The organism is Paenibacillus auburnensis (assembly GCF_927798115.1).
Lineage (GTDB): Bacteria > Bacillota > Bacilli > Paenibacillales > Paenibacillaceae > Paenibacillus_AQ > Paenibacillus_AQ auburnensis.
This window is the reverse complement of the sequence record NZ_CAKMMG010000005.1, coordinates 194824-210638: the sequence shown is the minus strand read 5'-3', so window position 1 is coordinate 210638 and position 15815 is coordinate 194824. Positions and strand designations below refer to the sequence as shown.

Here is a 15815-nt window from a genome sequence, read left to right as displayed (position 1 = left end):
GACGAAAAAATGAAGAAGCATTGCTCACAAAACTTAGCTTATGCTTCCGATGCGAGTTTTGTACGAAGGATAGTCGGAGAAGCTTTGCTCACAAAACTTTTAGGAGGTAACCGATATGGCGGAAACTGTTGCAGCTCCCAAAAACGTAAAGTTTATCATTACCCGCCAGGACGAACCAGAGAGCTCGCCCTATACCGAGGAATTTGAACTGGCCTACCGGCCGGGGATGAATGTAATCAGCGCGCTGATGGAAATCCAGCGTAATCCGGTCAACGCTACGGGCGATAGTACAGTTCCGGTCTGCTGGGAATCCAACTGTCTGGAGGAAGTGTGCGGCGCTTGTTCAATGGTAATCAACGGCAAGCCGCGCCAGGCCTGCGCTGCGCTGATCGATAATCTGGAGCAGCCGGTGCGGATTGAACCCATGAAGACGTTCCCTGTGGTGCGTGACCTCGTCATCGACCGCAGCCGGATGTTTAATGCGCTCAAGCGTGTCAAAGCATGGATTCCGATTGATGGTACGTATGATCTGGGTCCCGGTCCGCGGATGGCGGAGAAGAAACGCCAATGGGCTTATGAATTGTCCAAATGCATGACCTGCGGCGTCTGCCTCGAGGCCTGTCCGAATGTTAATGAAAAGACGAACTTCATCGGTCCGGCAGCCATCTCTCAGGTACGCCTGTTCAACGCCCATCCTACGGGCGAAATGAACGCCGACGAACGTCTGGAGGCATTGATGGAGGATGGCGGCATCGACGGCTGCGGCAACTCACAGAACTGCGTACGTGCTTGTCCAAAAGGCATCCCGCTCACTACCTCTATTGCTGAGATCAACAAACAGACCACCAAGCATATGTTCAAACGCTGGCTGGGTGTGTAACGCAGCATTCATACTCTAAATCAGTCACGGGCCGTCCCTCAAGGCATATTTTGCCGCAGGGGGCGGCTTTTTGCATGGGATGATATTATCAAAGTAATGTGTTTCTTTTCGCCGGGGAAATGGGTACATGGTATACATTCCGTGAATACATAGGAACAGCCCGGAAAAGCCAAACTTAAACAATTATAGATGGATATGTTATAATCTCCGTAGCTAATGAGGCTTTCAGGCCATGGAGAATCAAGGAGGAATTACAGTGATTTGTCGGGAGCAGGACGGGGCATTTGTGATGATTAAGCAGCATGAGCACGGGCGGCTGGCCGGAGAATTTGCAGCAAACTTCAAGGAAGAGCAAGTGCCGGTACCCAGACGCCGTGCGGAAGTGCTGAGGGCAATCAGCAATCATGACCGGGGCTGGATCGATCTGGACGAAACGCCTTTCTGGAATGATGCGGAAGGTGCCCCTTACAGTTTCATCGATTTTCCGGTTGTGCCGAAACTTACGTTCTATAGACGCGGCCTTAATGAGATAGAAGCGGATACTCAGTATGGTGCCCTGCTATGCAGCCTGCATTTCGAACGGCTGATTGAGGTATCAGGCGAGGAAAATCCGGAGTTGAACAACTATCTGAAGGATGAAGCGGAGCGCAGAGCGCGCATTCACCGGGAGCTGGAACAGAACGCTGATCCGATTGGCGAGGCAGAGCTGTATTACGACGCCAGGCTGCTGCAGTTCTGTGACGATCTGTCGCTTTATCTGGGACTGAATGAGCCGGGAAGTCCCAAATCCGAGGAGCATCCCTGGTGGACAGACGGTTTTTCGGGCAGCGAGGATTTCAGCTTTACATCAGGACGCGTAATTACGGCAGAATGGCAGGATGCATCTACACTGCTGCTTGAACCCTTCCCGTTCACCCGGGAGGTTGAGGTAACCTTCAGTCTGCGCCGGGTTAGCCTTAGTGATATTGAGGATAAAGGTATTGCGCGCGCGTATCATGAGACACCGGATGAAGAATGCAGTATCACCGTATCCCCCCGTCCGGAAGAGGCTGTATAACAAGCGGCGGGACAAACGGAGAGAATGAGAAGTGAGCCCGCAGGCCACACGGACAGGAGTGTAAAGCGATGGGTGGGTGGATATGGACCTTTAATGCAGCTGTAATTATTATCCTGCTGTCGTTGTGGTTTTACCGGATGAAGCTGAGCTGGATGGGCAAAGCGGTGCTGCTCGCGCCAATCCTAATTTACGTGCTGATTTCGGTCGAGGATTTGCTGAACTGGATTGACCTCGGGGCGATTGTGCCGGGCAACCGTGGGCTGCGGGGGCTGATTTTACTTTTTGTATTGGCCTCTGTGCTTTTCTATATCCTGTTTATCTTCCATGAAATTAAGCAGTCGAACAGCAAAGAAGTGAGAATGCAGCAAACGCTGGTCCGTATCAGCATCGCTGCCTTTACCTGCATTATTTTTTTTACGGTTGTATATACATCCATATATAAGCTGTTTGGACAGTCCTCCTTTCAAGGCCAGGGGCTCGGTGCTGATCTGCTCAGCCAGCTGATTACCTTTCTATACTTTAGTGTGGCTACCTTTACAACCGTAGGGTACGGGGATGTAGCTCCGACGGATAATACCTCGCGGCTGGTGGTCGTTATGCAGATCAGCTTCAGCTTCATTACGGTAGCTTATGCCCTGTCCATGCTGGGATTGTTCCGTAAAATCCTCGGTTCGGGCACGGAGGAAGAGATTGAGGCTGCGATTGAAGTAAATATAGAGAATGCCGTTGAAGATAAGCAGGAGGAGGTAGAGGAAGAGAAAGAGAAAGAGAAAGAGAAAGAGAAAGAGAAAGAGAATGAGGAAGAGAAAGAGAAAGAGAATGAGGAAGAGAAGTCTGCACAGCGTGATCCAACAAACTAATAATCAAGTTAAGAAAGGAGAATCTCCCCATGAATACAGGATCGCCCGGGACTTCTCCCAATCATGAAATAAATCCGGCAGACGGAAGCGGCCGTTATAGCGCTCCTGTACCGGAAAAAGGACGCAAAATATCCCGCCGCCAGTTTCTGGCCAGAGGAGCGGCCACAGTGTTTGGTGCAGGGCTGCTTACAAGCGGTTATGTCTGGCAGGGAGAGCCCAACTGGCTTGAGGTTACGAAGCGGGAGCTGGCCCTCAAGCAGCTTCCTTCCGCTTTTTCCGGGACCCGGCTGGTGCATTTCAGCGATGTTCATCTGGGCTTCAATAAGGATGCTCATGATGTGAAACGCCTCGTGAAGCATATAAAGGAAGTACAGCCGGATATCATCTGCTTCACCGGGGATATTGTGGACAGCAATGCCGAAGACCTGGAGGATTCCGTGGCTTTGCTTGCAGAGTTGACGGCCCCGCTGGGCAAATACGCGATTTTTGGCAATCATGATTATAAAAATACCGAGCTGTTAACCCGCTTATTGCAAACCGCCGGTTTTGTCGTGCTTAGGAATCAGTCCTATCTGATCCGGAAGGGCGGCGCGAGAATCGCGGTTGCGGGCCTTGAAGACATGCTGAAGAGTGCTCCTGATCCGGAAGCTGCGCTGAAAGGTATACCGGATGATACGTTCACGGTGCTGCTTATGCATGAGCCGGATTATGCGGATACGGCGGAAAGCTACCCCTTCCATCTGCAATTGTCCGGACACAGCCATGGCGGCCAGATCCGCCTGCCTTTTGTCGGGGCAGCATACACGCCTTACGGCTCACAGAAATACATAAACGGATTATATTATACCGCGAAAAAAGCAATGCCGGTTTATGTGAACAGAGGTTTCGGCGAAACCTATATGCCTTTCAGGCTGCTGTGCAGGCCGGAGCTTACCGTATTCACCCTGCGCCGGGCTTAGCGGAAGGTGACAGCATATCCGCTGTCCGCTGCTTAATGACGGAATGGGCTCAGGAACTTTAACCATCAGCTGCAGAGAAGAGGGGAAAATATGATTACTTACGAAACCATATCATTGATCGCCCAACAAGGAACAGCGGTTGAACTGAGGCCGATGCAGCCCGCCGAAGCCGGCAGGCTGCTGGCCCTTCTCTCGCACCCGGAGGTACAGCCGCATATTGTGCTGCGCTGCGGAGCCGGCTCCCAGAAGGCTGTGCTGGACAAACTGGTGCACCGGATGATCTATGCATATGATCCGTGCGCTTTGCATGCCGGCATCTATCCGAGAGGCGGGGAGGAGCTGATTGGAACGGTCTCCCTGCAGAACTGGAACCGGCATGAAGGCAAAGCCGTGCTCGGCTATATGCTGCATCCCGACTGGTGGGGAGCGGGGCTCGCTACAGAAGCAGTCGGACTGCTGCTGAACTATGCACGCCAGGAGCTTGGACTGGCTAAGGTAGAGGGACGCTGCCGCGGCGACAACCTGAGAAGCGAACGGGTCATGCTCAAAAACGGTCTGGCGCTGGAGCGTATCCTGCCGATGGCCGATGGCTCCGGCGATGTAATGAAAGTATTCACTTTGTTACACAATTGAAATAAAGCCGTTATCAAACTCTAACAGTGTCCGGTTAAACTAAGTACATGACCCCCTTTTGAAAATATAACTGCTGCTGGGACCCGAGGAATCGGGTCCATTTTTTTGCGTATATCCCCGGAGACTGGCGGTGCCCGAGTTTGTTGGGGTATGATAAATGGACATGTTGTAGGTTTATTATACATTCGGGAGGTATCATACTTTGAATGAAGTGCTAAGGACCTTGAACAATCATCGTTCGTTCCGCAAATATGAGCAGCGGCCGGTGGAAGCGGATAAGCTGAGGCTGATCATCGAAGCTGCGCAATCGGCCCCATCCTGGGTCAACGGGCAGCAGGTAACGGTTATTGCCGTGCAGAATGAGCAGCGCAAACAACAGCTGTCGGTGCTGAGCGGGAATCAGAAGCACGTGGCTGATGCACCGGTATTTTTGGTGTTCTGTATGGATTTTTACCGTACTAAACTAGCCGCCGAGCTGGAGGGGCAGCCGTTCGAGTCATCCGGTGATGTGGATGCGCTGCTCGTCGGGGCAGTGGATGTGGGAATCGCGCTGGAGAGTGCGGTTGCCGCTGCCGAATCCCTGGGCCTCGGCATCATTCCCATCGGCGGAATCCGCCGCAATACGGCAGGCGTGATTGAGCTTCTGCAGCTGCCGGAGTATGTATTTCCGGTAGTCGGCCTGTGCGTCGGATACCCTGGTGAAGAGCTGCCCAAGAAGCCGCGTCTTCCGCTGGAGGCGGTGTATCATGAGGAGTGCTACAATCCGGACCTGCGGGGGAGCATCCAGGAATACAACAAGGCATACCGGGAGTACCATAAAGACCTGGGACTGACGGAGCGGGACTGGAGTGCCACGATCGCTCATTTCTATGCCATGAATCCGCAGTACGGTGACGCCGGGCGGACACTCCCGCAGCAGGGCTTTACCTGCGACAATCTGCAGAAATAACAATAAGCACCGCAATGGTTAAACTGCCGCATTCCAAGATAAATGGAAGGTTTAAGATCGTGCGGTGCTTTTTTTGCAGCTAATTGCATAGTAAATATAACATTTTGTTAAAATTAGTTTACATATTTCCAGAAATAGTATATACATATATTAGGAGGTGGATTTATTGCTGACTAATAAGGTTGTGGTATGCCGGGCGGAAAAGGGGTGGACTCAGCAAGAATTGGCAGAACTAGTAGATGTCAGTCGGCAGACTATCGCGTCCATTGAGAAAAATAAATATAATCCGTCGTTAATATTAGCTTTCAAGATTTCCAGTGTGTTTGGCAAATCCATAATAGACGTTTTTGATTATAAGCAGACTTAAGTGTTTTCATACAACCAACTCAGAAAGAGAGGAAAGAGATATGGATATAACATCAATGTTGTTGTTCCTTCTTTGCATCATTGCAGCAGTTTCACAGCTTTATTTTTTTTCGTTTCAGGGCAGTAGAGAGGGAAAGGATGAGCGGGGCACGATGATTCGTAATATAGCAGGTAACCGCATGTACCTGTTGCTAAGTAATGGGATTATCATTCTGCTTGTTCTTGAATTGATTGATGTGTTCACTTCGGAGCAGTTCGTTAATATTATGCTGTACTTTATCCTTGCGGTAAGTTTGCTTGGAGCCGTGACTACATACATGAAGAGGAGAGAACTGTAGTTGGTTGAAATCAATAAGTCTTCTCAACAAAAGCCTCCATCTGCAAGTTCCTTGCAGGCGGAGGCTTTTGTAATTTTCCATCTATAGTGCTACAGTCTGTTTCTCTTTTTGCTTATAGTAGACCCAGTGTGTAAACCCGATTTCCTTGAGGCGGGCGGCTACAGCCCCCTGCTGATCCGCGACCCTGGAAGGCTTATGCGCATCGGAGCCGAAGCTGACCTCTACGCCGAAGTGCAGCGCACGCTCCAGAATGTCATCCGACGGATACCAGCCGCCGCACAGCTTGGTACCGCCTGAGGTATTGATCTCAATCGCTACACCGCATTCGCCGATGACACGGAGGCACTCGTCAATCTCAGCGGCTGCCGGGATCTGGGAGAAGTTCGGATAGTTTCCCTTCATGGCATCAATGTGGCCGAGAATCTGGAACATGCCGCTGCGGGCGGATTCGGTGATCAGCCGGTAGTACTCTGCTTTGACCGCATGCATTTGCTTCGGCCCGAGCTTTTTCCAGCGGCTCTTGTTGAAGATGCTGTCACCCTCGACGTTATGCACCGAACCAATGATATAGTCAAAGGGATAGGCGGCCAGCGTGGTCCGGTACAGTTCAGCATGCTGGGGGAAATAGTCTGATTCGATGCCAAGCAGGACATCAATTTTGCCGGCGTATTCTTTTTGCAGAGACAATACTTCTTCTACGTAGTTCGCTATTTCGGATTTGGCCATCGCGATGCGGGGAAATGCCTGCTCGGAAGGGCTGGCAAAATAAGGCGTATGATCGGAAATACCGATGACGCTAAGACCCGCGGCGATACCCGCCTCTATATAATCCCTGATACTTCCGTCGGCATGGCCGCAGCGGAAATGATGGGTATGCAGATCAAACTTCATGAGTGGAACATCTCCTTTGGCCATAGTGTGTGTACGATAGCAGCAAATGATGCTGTTTACTCAGAACCGATAAACTGGGTCTCCGGCATGCCCTTCAGATCGCTCAGGAACTGCCGCATGGCGGAATTGACGTATTTGCCTGATTTGGTAATGACCCCGACAGGATGCGTGACCTCAAGCTCGATAATCGGGACGATTTTGAGGGTGCCGCTCCGGACTTCGGCCGTAACGGACTGCTTGGAGATTACCGCTGCGCCAAGATCCAGCTCCACCATCCGCTTGACTTCCTCACTGCTCGTCAGCTCCATGATGACCTGCGGCTGGATGCCGTGCTTAGCGAGCACCTCATCGACAAATTTGCGGCCGACGGTGTCCGGCGACAGCAGAATGAGCGGTGTTTTGCCCAGGGCTTCAATGCCTGCAGATTTGACTTGGGCCAGCGGATGCCTAGGTGATACTACTAGTTCAAAGGTGTCGTAATAAAGGACGGAGGTAGTCATACCCGGACTTTGCCCGATTAGATAGCCGATGCCGACATCCACCAGACCATTCTCCACATGCTGATAAATCTGCGATGAGGACATCGATGAAATCGAAGTTTTGATATGCGGGAACTGGTCCTGGAAATAAGATAGGATGCGCGGCAAAATCTGAATGGCAATGGAGGTTGTTGTACCGAGAATAATATGTCCCTGGGGATTCTCCTCCAAATCTGCCAGACGCTGCTTCAATTCCTCCACAATACTTACAATCTGCTCCGCATGCGTAAGGAATACTTTGCCTCTGTCGGTTAAGGTAACCGGCTGATTCCGGTCAACAAGCTGCGTTTTGAACTCTTCCTCGAGGCTTTTAATTTGTGCCGAAACTGCCGGCTGGGTCAGATTAAGCAGTTCGCCCGCCTTGCGAAAGCTCATGGTTTTGGAGATTGTGATCAGTGTCTCCAGCTGGCTAATGTTCATGGACTTGCCCCCTTTGGCCTACCGAATCGTGTCGCTGGTTATTTGTATAATGTGAAAACCGGGCGTTTTCACAGGATGGCTGAGCTGACTTTACTTAGGAAAATAAGACTTTTTTCTTGTTTTCTTCTTATTCGAGGCAGTACTGAACCGACGCAGTGTGCAGGGTTTCAGAGCATACTTTGCCGGAATAATCAGGTGTATCTTACGCGGAATGTTGGTATTTGATTAAATTATAGGAGATTACAACCTGCAGGGCAACGTCGCCGCAAAAACTATCTTGAGAAATCATTCGACAAGACCATTAATTTTTGGTGAATAATGCCGATATATGAAGTATAATAAAACATTATTACTTGGGACTTTTGGTATATGACTAAAGCCTGGTAGAGGGGGGACAGCACTTTCATGAAAGCAGAAGTAATTAATCCGTTTCTAGAGTCTGCACGAATTGTAATTGAGCAGGTGATTCAAGTCTCGCCATCCACCGGTAATCTGGGAATTAAGGATATTGAACTGATCGATAATCATATATGGATTCAAGTGGGAATGACAGGTCAGTTAAGCGGAGATATCGTCTTTGGAATTGCTGAGCAGGTGGCACTCAAGATTGTATCGGCAATGATGGGCGGCTATCCGATTGCAGAGATGGACGAAATGGGGCAGAGCGCAATTTCAGAGCTGGGCAATATGATCAGCGGCAATGCCAGTACGATTCTGTCCAATCAGGGAGTATCCGTGGATATTACCCCGCCGAAGCTGATGAAGCTCGAAAGCATGTCGGTATTTCCGCGCAGAGCACTGAGCATCCCGCTTCTGATGGAAGGAATCGGGGAACTGGATATTCAAGTGATGATTTCTTAGGGTGATCATTAGGAGCTGATGGATATTCATGCAACTTAAAGATAAAATTGTGGTTATTACAGGAGCTTCGAGCGGGATCGGTGCAATCACGGCGCAGATGCTCAGCAAGCGGGGAGCTGTTCCCATTTTGCTGGCCCGTTCGGAAGATAAGCTGAAAGAAACGGCGGCCGGTATTCCGGGCGTTTTTGGACTGTACACCTGCGATGTTACTAATGAAGCCGAGGTTGAGCGGGTGTTCGCTGAAATTCTTGACGTTTACGGCAGAATCGATATCCTGCTGAACAATGCCGGTTACGGCAAATTTGCCGGATTTACCGAGATGGAGCCGCAGGAATTCGCCGATATGATGGACGTGAACTATATGGGGATCGTCCGCTGCACCAAAGCCGTTGTTCCGCATATGCTTCAGCGGGGAAGCGGGCAGATTGTGAACGTGGCCTCCATGGCCGGCAAAATCGGCACAGCCCGGGCGGTTGCCTATACGGCTACCAAACATGCGGTACTGGGCTTTACGAATGCCCTGCGCCAGGAGCTTCGTAAGAGCGGTATTATCGTTTCGGCTGTCAATCCGGGACCGATTGCTACCGATTTCTTCAAAACGGCGGATCCTTCCGGCAACTACGAGAAAAGTGTAGCCAGAATGATGATGACTCCGCAGCATGTCTCCGCCAAGATCGTGAAGCTGATGGAGAAGGGCAAAGAAGAAGTGGATCTTCCGGGGCTTGCAGCTTTCGGTATCCGCCTGTATGCCTTATTCCCCCGCCTGGCGGATAAGCTGACTTATAACGCAATGAACCGTAAATAGATATGCAGGGAAGAAGAGGCCCGTTGTTATCCGGCGGATCATCCTCTTTTCTGCGGGCTGAGCTAAGCTGATATCAGCCCCTCTCTAGAGATACGGCCTTCCATTTGGTGGAGAGGCCTTTTTGGCATATAATGATGATATTAACTCAAGCGAAAAGGATGAAATACAATTATGACTAACGCATCTTTTGCGGCCATCGGCATCCAGGAAGACCTTGTTGCCAGATTGTCGGAATTCGGCATTACCGCCCCATCCCCTGTTCAGGAGCAGACGATCCCGCTTCTGCTGGAGGGAAGGGATGTGCTGGCCGCTTCCCAGACAGGAACAGGCAAGACTCTGGCATACCTGCTGCCGCTGCTTCAAGGGATTAATCCGGAGCAGAGAGTGGTGCAGAAGCTGGTGCTGGCCCCAACCCAGGAACTGGCGATGCAAATTCTCCGCGAGGCGGAGCGGTACGGAGATCACCGCGGCATCAAGGTGATGGGACTGATCGGCGGTGCTGCGATCAAACGCCAGATCGACAAGCTGCGTGAACACCCGCAGCTTGTGGTCGGCACCCCGGGCCGCATCCGGGAGCTGATTGGCCTGCGCAAGCTGAAAATGCACGAAGTCACCACGATTGTCATCGATGAGGCTGACCAGATGTTCCAGCTTAGCGGAGCCGGCGAGGTAGCCAAGATCGTCAGCAGCGCCTTGCGCACACGCCAGCTCATCATGCTGTCGGCAACCATCGGGCCGGAAACCAAAGCATTGGCTGCCCGGGAAATGAAGAACCCGGCTGAAGTCGGGATTGATCCGGGGGTTATGACCGCGCAGTCGCTGGAACATCACTACGTGGTGGCCGAGGAGCGCAACAAGATGGATATGCTGCGCCGCGTCATCCGCCATTACAACCCGGAACGGGCGATTGTGTTCGTTAACGCCACTGAGGACATAGCCGAAGTGCAGGCGAAGCTGAACCATCTCGGCCTGAGCGCAGCGGCGCTCTACGGCGATGCCGACAAGGTTACGCGCAGTAATGTGCTGGCTAAGTTCAGGAGCGGGAAGTTCCGGGTACTAGTAGCCAGTGATGTAGCAGCCCGGGGTCTGGACATTGAGAATCTGACACTTGTGGTCAGCTACGACCCGGCATTTGATTCCGAGCACTATGTGCACCGGGCCGGACGTACAGGACGTATGGGCAAGCGCGGCCTGTCGGTTACGATTGTTACCGAGCAGCAGACCTTCATCATGCGCAAGTTTGCCCGGGAGCTGGACATTCAGCTGGATGAGCGGGCGATGTCCGCCGGCAAGGCGAGGCCGGCGGATGAAGTCCGCAGACCTGCAGGCAGCAGCCGGGAAAGTACTGCACCGGGCAGCAGCAAGCCGGTACGGACGGCAGCCGTTCAGCCGGACGCTGCGGGTGCCCGGCCGGCGCCAGCACGTCAGGGACTGGCGGGCGGCCCAAGTGCCGGCGGAGAGGTACGGCGTGAGCCGCATCATGGTGCAGGCCAAGCCGCAGGCGGACGCAGCCCGGCCGCTCCAGCGGGCAAAGCACGCATCAGCAGTAGCGAGCGTGAGAAGAACCGTAAGAATAAGGGAGCTCCGAAATGGCTCAAGGACAAAACCCCGAGAGGTGACGGTCAATGAATACTGCCCCCGTACTGCAAATTACGGGCTTAAGCGGAGGATATAGTCTAAACAAGCCGGTGCTTCATGATATCGGCCTTCAGGTACAGCCCGGTGAAATGGTTGGACTGATCGGACTCAATGGAGCAGGTAAAAGTACGACCATGAAGCATATTCTGGGGCTTATGTCGCCCCACAAAGGTGAAATTACCGTACAGGGCAAGACCCGAAGCAGCGACCCGGAAGGGTATCACAGTGCGCTGACATTCGTGCCGGAGTCGCCTCTGCTGTATGAGGAAATGACGGTTCGGGAGCATGTCGAATTTACGGCCAGGGCTTATGGCGTGGAGCGCAGCGACTATGAATCGCGCACCGGGCAGCTGGCAGCACTGTTCAATATGGAGGACAAGATGGATACATTGTCCTCCCATTTGTCCAAGGGCATGAAGCAGAAGGTAATGATTATGTGTGCCTTCGTGGCACGGCCGGCGCTCTATGTTATTGATGAGCCTTTTTTGGGACTTGACCCGCTCGGTATCCGTTCCCTGCTCGATTTTATGCTGGATCTGAAGAAATCAGGGGCTTCCATCCTGCTTAGCTCTCATATTCTTTCTACCATCGAGAATTACTGCGACCGCTTCATTGTGCTGCACCGCGGCAAGGTCATTGCCCAGGGTACTCTTGCGGAAATGACCGAAGCCGCTGGACTGCGCGGCCTTAACCTGGAGCAGCTGTTCTACGAACTGGTGCAGGGAGGGAAATAATATGGATTTGAAAGAGCTGCGCCGGCAGCGGCGCAGCCGGTTCATGGGAAGCATGCTCCCGTATGTGGGCTATGTCATTAAGAGCGGTGTAGCGATGCTGCTGCTGCTGGTACTGATAGTCTTCTCCGCCTGGTACACCGCACTGCTCCGCGATACCCCGGCAGATCTGCCGATCCGCTGGATTATGCTGATTCTGCTGCTGCCTGCAGCAGTGCACAGCAGCTTCCGGACCTATCTGCAGAGCCCGGATACGGTCTTTCTGCTCCCGCAAGGCCACCGGATGAGAGAGTACTTCGCTCCGGCATGGGTGAGCGGGAATGTATGGAAAATTCTGCGGTTGGCTTTTATCCTCATTACACTCTGGCCTTTGTACATACGTACGGACGATTCTCCGAAGCAGCTGCTGCTTACAGCCGTGGTGCTGATTGCGGTGAAGCTGCTGTCGAGCTACGGGCTATGGCGGGAAATCGCCATGCTCTCCCGTCCTGCTGCGGCCGGACTTAGACTGCTGCGCTGGGCGGTTGGCGGGCTGATGATCGGAGCATGGCTGTGGCAGCCATCACTGCGGGCATTAATCTTCATCGTCATTCTGGCGGCAGCTTATCTGGCAGCGCTCAGCGTTCCGAACCGTCATGGCGTACCGTGGGAGCGGCTGATTGCCACAGAGCGGAATCAGGGGACAAGAGCCCTGATGATGCTCGGCTGGTTCGTGGATGTTCCGGGGCGTGAGCAGCGGGTCTATGGCCGGCGCTATCTGTCCCGTTGGGGCGGCGGCATCGCCTGGCGCAGGGACAGCGCATACCGCTTTTTGCTGACTAAGAGCTTTGCCAGGGGCGATATCTTCGGTATTGTTATGCGGATGGCTGTCCTGGCGCTGCTACTGGTCTGGTGGAACCGCGCAAGCTATGCCGGCAGCGGTATCTATTTATTCTTTCTGTTCCTTACCGGTATCCAGTTGTCGGCGCTGCGCAAGCTGCACAGTGAATCGTTCTGGCTGACCGTGTATCCGCTGCCTGCCGGCAGCAAAGGGGACAATACTACACAATTTATTTTCCGTACCCAGTTGGTGTTGGTATTGGTACTGGGATGGCCTTTTCTGTTTACTTTGGGAGAACGTCCGCTGCCGGCAATCGGCAGCTTACTGGCCGGTGCGCTGCTGGCTTATTTCTTCAAGGTCTATATGAAGCGCAAAGCATTGGATCCGGACGACGATTTATAACAGCAGGAGGCCTTAAGAAGAGCATCAGCTCTCCTTAAGGCCTCTTTGCTGTATATCAAGGTGTTTCACATACCCTCATAGCTTCCGACTGATAGGAAATGGCGTGTAACACGGGAGAGGGGAGAGAGCCGTGGGCTCCCTCCCGGGATCATCATTCCCGGTTAGACAAAGAGTGAACGGCTGATGATAACCAGCAGGATAAAGAGAACAAGAATTGCACCAGTGCTTGTAAATCCAGGGTATCCGTATCCGCCGCCTCTTACTTCTTCGCTCATGTTCATTCCCCTTTCGAATGTGTGTTGTACTTGTGTACATCGTATTGTATGTGCCGGGGGAAGAACGTGTATAGGCCAATGCCGTGAGAGCCGTCAAAAAAACAGCTCCGGTTATCCCGGAGCTGTCCGCTGTACTCTAATTTGTTATTCGGCTTTTTCCAAGTCACGGATGCCTGCATATACCAGATCAAACAGATCCTCAAGCTGTTCTTCTTCTATACAGGAGAAGGCCACGCGCAGATCAGTCTCGCCCAGGGCAATGGTACCCAGGCCATATTGATGGATCAGATGGAGCCGCAGGTCTTCAGCTGACACAGTGTGCAGCTTCAGGCACATGAAATAACCGGAATTGAATGGATAATAGGTCCAGACGTCATTGCCGTATTTACCGCTGTCCAGCAGCGCCTTCACTTTGTTGGCACGGCCTTTCATAATCTGGAACTTCTCTTCCTTCTGCTCTAAGAACTGTGGTGATTTCAAGGCATCCAGCACAAACGTCTGCGACGGGTGCGCCCCGCTGGAAATCGTAGCACGGATAATGCCCAGCGTCTTCTGCTCGAGAGCGGCCAAGAGATCTTTATCCTCGGAAGCATAAGTAATGAAGCCGACACGGAAGCCCCATACGAATTCTTCTTTGGTAGCTCCGTCAATCTTGATGGCAAGCACGCGCGGATGCAGATTGGCCAGACGCCCGAATAGGGATTCCTTGAGTGAGTTTTCGAAAAAGAGGCCAAAATAGGCATCATCGCTGACGACGACGACATTAATACCTTCCTCAGCCGCGCGGAGAATGGCGGCAACGATGGCTTCCCCTTCTTCAAGGCCAGGCGTATAACCGGTAGGATTATTAGGGAAGTTCAGCAGTACGATGGCTTTGCCGCGGTCCTTCTGGGCCAGCAGCGCATCCAGCAAGCCTTCGCTGTTGAACTTCATATCTTCAGTAAAAAGCGGATAATTGACGATTTCGCTGAGACGGCGGATGCCGAAGGTCAGCTCGTAATTCTCCCAGTTCTTATCCGGATAGATGATCGCATCGCCTTCTTCTGCGAACAGGTCGGCAACAATACTAAGCCCGTGTGTCAGGGCATTGGTCACGATAGGGTTGCTGAAGGATTTGCCTTCCAGCGACGGATTCTCGCGCAGCATCTTTTCCCGCCATACGGTGCGCAGCTCCGGTTTGCCGGCAGGTGGGGCATAGCCGTACAGGTCTTTGGGACTGTAAGCGGACAGCTTATCCTGGATGACAGCAAGGTGCATAGGCATGCCCTTCTCCGTCGCGATACCGATGGTTGCATTGTATTTCTTGGCATGAGCCGTCGCTTCAGCGGATTGGCTCAGGATGCCCTCTTTCGGGAAATAGATTGCTTTGCCAAGACCCGAGAGCATATCGTACACATGTTCATTGCCTGCCTTGATGCTTTCGTTCAATTGTCCAGCCAGTGGATTCATCAGTTTCATCCTTCCGGTATTCTTCTGGGATATACGTTAACATTGCCTAACATTATATCACCGCGGTTTGCTGTCGTCACTTAAGAAAGCCGCTTTTTTTGAATACTTTTCGAAAATTTTCGAGGAATCGGCGAAGCGATTTTTGGAATGGATTTTAGGGAATCTTACTGACTCAACTTAGAAAAGCATTTTGCAAACCACCTTAACTGTGGTAAGGGCAATATTTTTTCATCATTTCCAGCGTTTCAGCATCGCGCTCCCCATTCCGCTCGGCAAGCCCTTTGGTGACCCCCGCCCGCTCATCCTCTTTCAGATTCTGGCCGAATTTAAATTTGGCCGTTAATTCTTCAGGTACGATCCGAACGACGGCAACCCCCTTCAACCGTGAACGGTACTTTGGGTCATCAGCAACAATTGGCGCATAGCCGCCCTGCGGCTGAAGCTTCTGCATGAAAAGCGACAATACAGCGGCCTTCTCCGTACTATCCTCAACAATTTCGGCTTGTCCGTAGGCGGTAACGCTTTTGAAGTAAGCGGTGGCAGGGCAGGCCAACTCGGGGTCGCTGAAGTAGGAGGGAATGAGTGCATATTCATCCGCTACTGTGAAGCAGACCTGCTGCTGCTGCCGGATGCTCTCCATTTTGCCGCCGGCATGACTGCCGTGGAAATAAAAATTACCCTGATCATAGACAAAGTTCAGCGGGGTTACCCTAGGGGCTCCTTGTTCGTCACTGGTTCCCAGAAACCCAAAGCTCATCCCCTGCAAAAATTCTCTGATTTCCTCTTCCTGCTCAATCTTAAACTCTTTTCTGCGCATCCTGCTCATCCTCTCTCCTGATGTGAAGCGTGTGCTCCATGGAATTTTATTTAGCATAGAGGAGGAATTGACAATGAAAAAGTACCGGTTTACATTAATTTTAATGGTCCACTTTTGAAATGAGG

At 52.1% G+C, this 15815-nt stretch carries 18 protein-coding genes; 13 read left to right on the top strand and 5 right to left on the bottom strand.

Annotated features, from left to right (window positions below; genetic code table 11):
• Nucleotides 1-115 precede the first annotated feature (115 nt).
• The 8 genes from sdhB (at nt 116) to L6H70_RS18305 (ending at nt 6042) form a co-directional block, all read left to right on the top strand.
• A complete protein-coding gene (gene sdhB / locus L6H70_RS18340; RefSeq protein WP_236335455.1) occupies nt 116-880 on the top strand; it encodes a succinate dehydrogenase iron-sulfur subunit in 765 nt (254 codons plus the stop codon).
• A gap of 232 nt (nt 881-1112) precedes the next feature.
• Nucleotides 1113-1937: a DUF3891 family protein gene (locus tag L6H70_RS18335; RefSeq protein WP_236335453.1), complete on the top strand. Its 825-nt coding sequence runs from the start codon at nt 1113-1115 to the stop codon at nt 1935-1937.
• Between the two features lie 68 nt (nt 1938-2005).
• Nucleotides 2006-2797, top strand: coding sequence for a potassium channel family protein (locus L6H70_RS18330; RefSeq protein WP_236335451.1), 792 nt, complete (start codon nt 2006-2008; stop codon nt 2795-2797).
• A gap of 29 nt (nt 2798-2826) precedes the next feature.
• Nucleotides 2827-3756 carry a metallophosphoesterase gene (locus L6H70_RS18325; protein WP_236335449.1) on the top strand — a complete coding sequence of 310 codons (930 nt, stop codon included), beginning with the start codon at nt 2827-2829 and terminating at the stop codon, nt 3754-3756.
• A gap of 90 nt (nt 3757-3846) precedes the next feature.
• A complete protein-coding gene (locus L6H70_RS18320; protein WP_236335446.1) occupies nt 3847-4389 on the top strand; it encodes a GNAT family N-acetyltransferase in 543 nt (180 codons plus the stop codon).
• Nucleotides 4390-4600: 211 nt separating this feature from the next.
• On the top strand, nt 4601-5338 hold the full coding sequence (locus L6H70_RS18315) for an NADPH-dependent oxidoreductase (protein ID WP_236335577.1): 738 nt from the start codon (nt 4601-4603) through the stop codon (nt 5336-5338).
• Nucleotides 5339-5504: 166 nt separating this feature from the next.
• Entirely contained in the window at nt 5505-5705 is a 201-nt protein-coding gene (locus tag L6H70_RS18310) for a helix-turn-helix transcriptional regulator (protein ID WP_236335445.1), read from the top strand.
• A gap of 151 nt (nt 5706-5856) precedes the next feature.
• Nucleotides 5857-6042 carry a hypothetical protein gene (locus L6H70_RS18305; RefSeq protein ID WP_236335443.1) on the top strand — a complete coding sequence of 62 codons (186 nt, stop codon included), beginning with the start codon at nt 5857-5859 and terminating at the stop codon, nt 6040-6042.
• An 81-nt stretch (nt 6043-6123) separates the two neighbouring features.
• On the opposite strand, the gene L6H70_RS18300 is transcribed toward L6H70_RS18305, so the two are convergent.
• Both L6H70_RS18300 and L6H70_RS18295 read right to left on the bottom strand, forming a co-directional pair.
• Nucleotides 6124-6933, bottom strand: coding sequence for a histidinol-phosphatase (locus L6H70_RS18300; RefSeq protein WP_236335441.1), 810 nt, complete (start codon nt 6931-6933; stop codon nt 6124-6126).
• A gap of 56 nt (nt 6934-6989) precedes the next feature.
• Nucleotides 6990-7892, bottom strand: a complete 903-nt coding sequence (locus tag L6H70_RS18295; protein WP_054942874.1) for a LysR family transcriptional regulator — start codon at nt 7890-7892, stop codon at nt 6990-6992.
• 405 nt (nt 7893-8297) lie between these two features.
• Here L6H70_RS18295 and L6H70_RS18290 point away from each other — a divergent pair, with 405 nt between their 5' ends.
• The 5 genes from L6H70_RS18290 to L6H70_RS18270 all read left to right on the top strand — a co-directional run bounded on the left by L6H70_RS18290 (nt 8298) and on the right by L6H70_RS18270 (nt 13149).
• Nucleotides 8298-8753 carry a chemotaxis protein CheX gene (locus tag L6H70_RS18290; protein WP_054942873.1) on the top strand — a complete coding sequence of 152 codons (456 nt, stop codon included), beginning with the start codon at nt 8298-8300 and terminating at the stop codon, nt 8751-8753.
• Between the two features lie 28 nt (nt 8754-8781).
• Nucleotides 8782-9558: an SDR family NAD(P)-dependent oxidoreductase gene (locus L6H70_RS18285; protein WP_236335439.1), complete on the top strand. Its 777-nt coding sequence runs from the start codon at nt 8782-8784 to the stop codon at nt 9556-9558.
• 171 nt (nt 9559-9729) lie between these two features.
• A complete protein-coding gene (locus L6H70_RS18280; protein WP_236335438.1) occupies nt 9730-11187 on the top strand; it encodes a DEAD/DEAH box helicase in 1458 nt (485 codons plus the stop codon).
• The gene (locus L6H70_RS18275) at nt 11184-11930 is read left to right on the top strand and encodes an ABC transporter ATP-binding protein (RefSeq protein WP_236335437.1); all 747 of its coding nucleotides are present in this window, start codon (nt 11184-11186) and stop codon (nt 11928-11930) included. Before L6H70_RS18280 ends, L6H70_RS18275 begins: the two co-directional genes overlap by 4 nt.
• 1 nt (nt 11931) lies before the next feature.
• Nucleotides 11932-13149 (top strand): ABC transporter permease, encoded by a 1218-nt coding sequence (locus L6H70_RS18270; protein WP_236335436.1) that lies wholly within the window; start codon nt 11932-11934, stop codon nt 13147-13149.
• A gap of 161 nt (nt 13150-13310) precedes the next feature.
• On the opposite strand, the gene L6H70_RS18265 is transcribed toward L6H70_RS18270, so the two are convergent.
• The 3 genes from L6H70_RS18265 to L6H70_RS18255 all read right to left on the bottom strand — a co-directional run bounded on the left by L6H70_RS18265 (nt 13311) and on the right by L6H70_RS18255 (nt 15690).
• Nucleotides 13311-13424, bottom strand: a complete 114-nt coding sequence (locus L6H70_RS18265) for a YjcZ family sporulation protein (RefSeq protein ID WP_206101850.1) — start codon at nt 13422-13424, stop codon at nt 13311-13313.
• A gap of 144 nt (nt 13425-13568) precedes the next feature.
• Complete coding sequence (locus tag L6H70_RS18260) at nt 13569-14873, bottom strand: aminotransferase class I/II-fold pyridoxal phosphate-dependent enzyme (RefSeq protein ID WP_236335434.1); 1305 nt, start codon at nt 14871-14873, stop codon at nt 13569-13571.
• Nucleotides 14874-15075: 202 nt separating this feature from the next.
• A complete protein-coding gene (locus L6H70_RS18255) occupies nt 15076-15690 on the bottom strand; it encodes a pyridoxamine 5'-phosphate oxidase family protein (RefSeq protein WP_236335432.1) in 615 nt (204 codons plus the stop codon).
• Between the last annotated feature and the right edge of the window lie 125 nt (nt 15691-15815).

What these genes read in the sequence shown, in the direction of transcription:
- sdhB (WP_236335455.1), top strand. Translation starts at nt 116, where the DNA reads ATGGCGGAAACTGTTGCAGCTCCCAAAAACGTAAAGTTTATCATTACC.
- L6H70_RS18335 (WP_236335453.1), top strand. Translation starts at nt 1,113, where the DNA reads ATGGAGAATCAAGGAGGAATTACAGTGATTTGTCGGGAGCAGGACGGG.
- L6H70_RS18330 (WP_236335451.1), top strand. Translation starts at nt 2,006, where the DNA reads ATGGGTGGGTGGATATGGACCTTTAATGCAGCTGTAATTATTATCCTG.
- L6H70_RS18325 (WP_236335449.1), top strand. Translation starts at nt 2,827, where the DNA reads ATGAATACAGGATCGCCCGGGACTTCTCCCAATCATGAAATAAATCCG.
- L6H70_RS18320 (WP_236335446.1), top strand. Translation starts at nt 3,847, where the DNA reads ATGATTACTTACGAAACCATATCATTGATCGCCCAACAAGGAACAGCG.
- L6H70_RS18305 (WP_236335443.1), top strand. Translation starts at nt 5,857, where the DNA reads ATGATTCGTAATATAGCAGGTAACCGCATGTACCTGTTGCTAAGTAAT.
- L6H70_RS18300 (WP_236335441.1), bottom strand. Translation starts at nt 6,933, where the DNA reads ATGAAGTTTGATCTGCATACCCATCATTTCCGCTGCGGCCATGCCGAC.
- L6H70_RS18295 (WP_054942874.1), bottom strand. Translation starts at nt 7,892, where the DNA reads ATGAACATTAGCCAGCTGGAGACACTGATCACAATCTCCAAAACCATG.
- L6H70_RS18290 (WP_054942873.1), top strand. Translation starts at nt 8,298, where the DNA reads ATGAAAGCAGAAGTAATTAATCCGTTTCTAGAGTCTGCACGAATTGTA.
- L6H70_RS18285 (WP_236335439.1), top strand. Translation starts at nt 8,782, where the DNA reads ATGCAACTTAAAGATAAAATTGTGGTTATTACAGGAGCTTCGAGCGGG.
- L6H70_RS18280 (WP_236335438.1), top strand. Translation starts at nt 9,730, where the DNA reads ATGACTAACGCATCTTTTGCGGCCATCGGCATCCAGGAAGACCTTGTT.
- L6H70_RS18275 (WP_236335437.1), top strand. Translation starts at nt 11,184, where the DNA reads ATGAATACTGCCCCCGTACTGCAAATTACGGGCTTAAGCGGAGGATAT.
- L6H70_RS18270 (WP_236335436.1), top strand. Translation starts at nt 11,932, where the DNA reads ATGGATTTGAAAGAGCTGCGCCGGCAGCGGCGCAGCCGGTTCATGGGA.
- L6H70_RS18265 (WP_206101850.1), bottom strand. Translation starts at nt 13,424, where the DNA reads ATGAGCGAAGAAGTAAGAGGCGGCGGATACGGATACCCTGGATTTACA.
- L6H70_RS18260 (WP_236335434.1), bottom strand. Translation starts at nt 14,873, where the DNA reads ATGAATCCACTGGCTGGACAATTGAACGAAAGCATCAAGGCAGGCAAT.
- L6H70_RS18255 (WP_236335432.1), bottom strand. Translation starts at nt 15,690, where the DNA reads ATGCGCAGAAAAGAGTTTAAGATTGAGCAGGAAGAGGAAATCAGAGAA.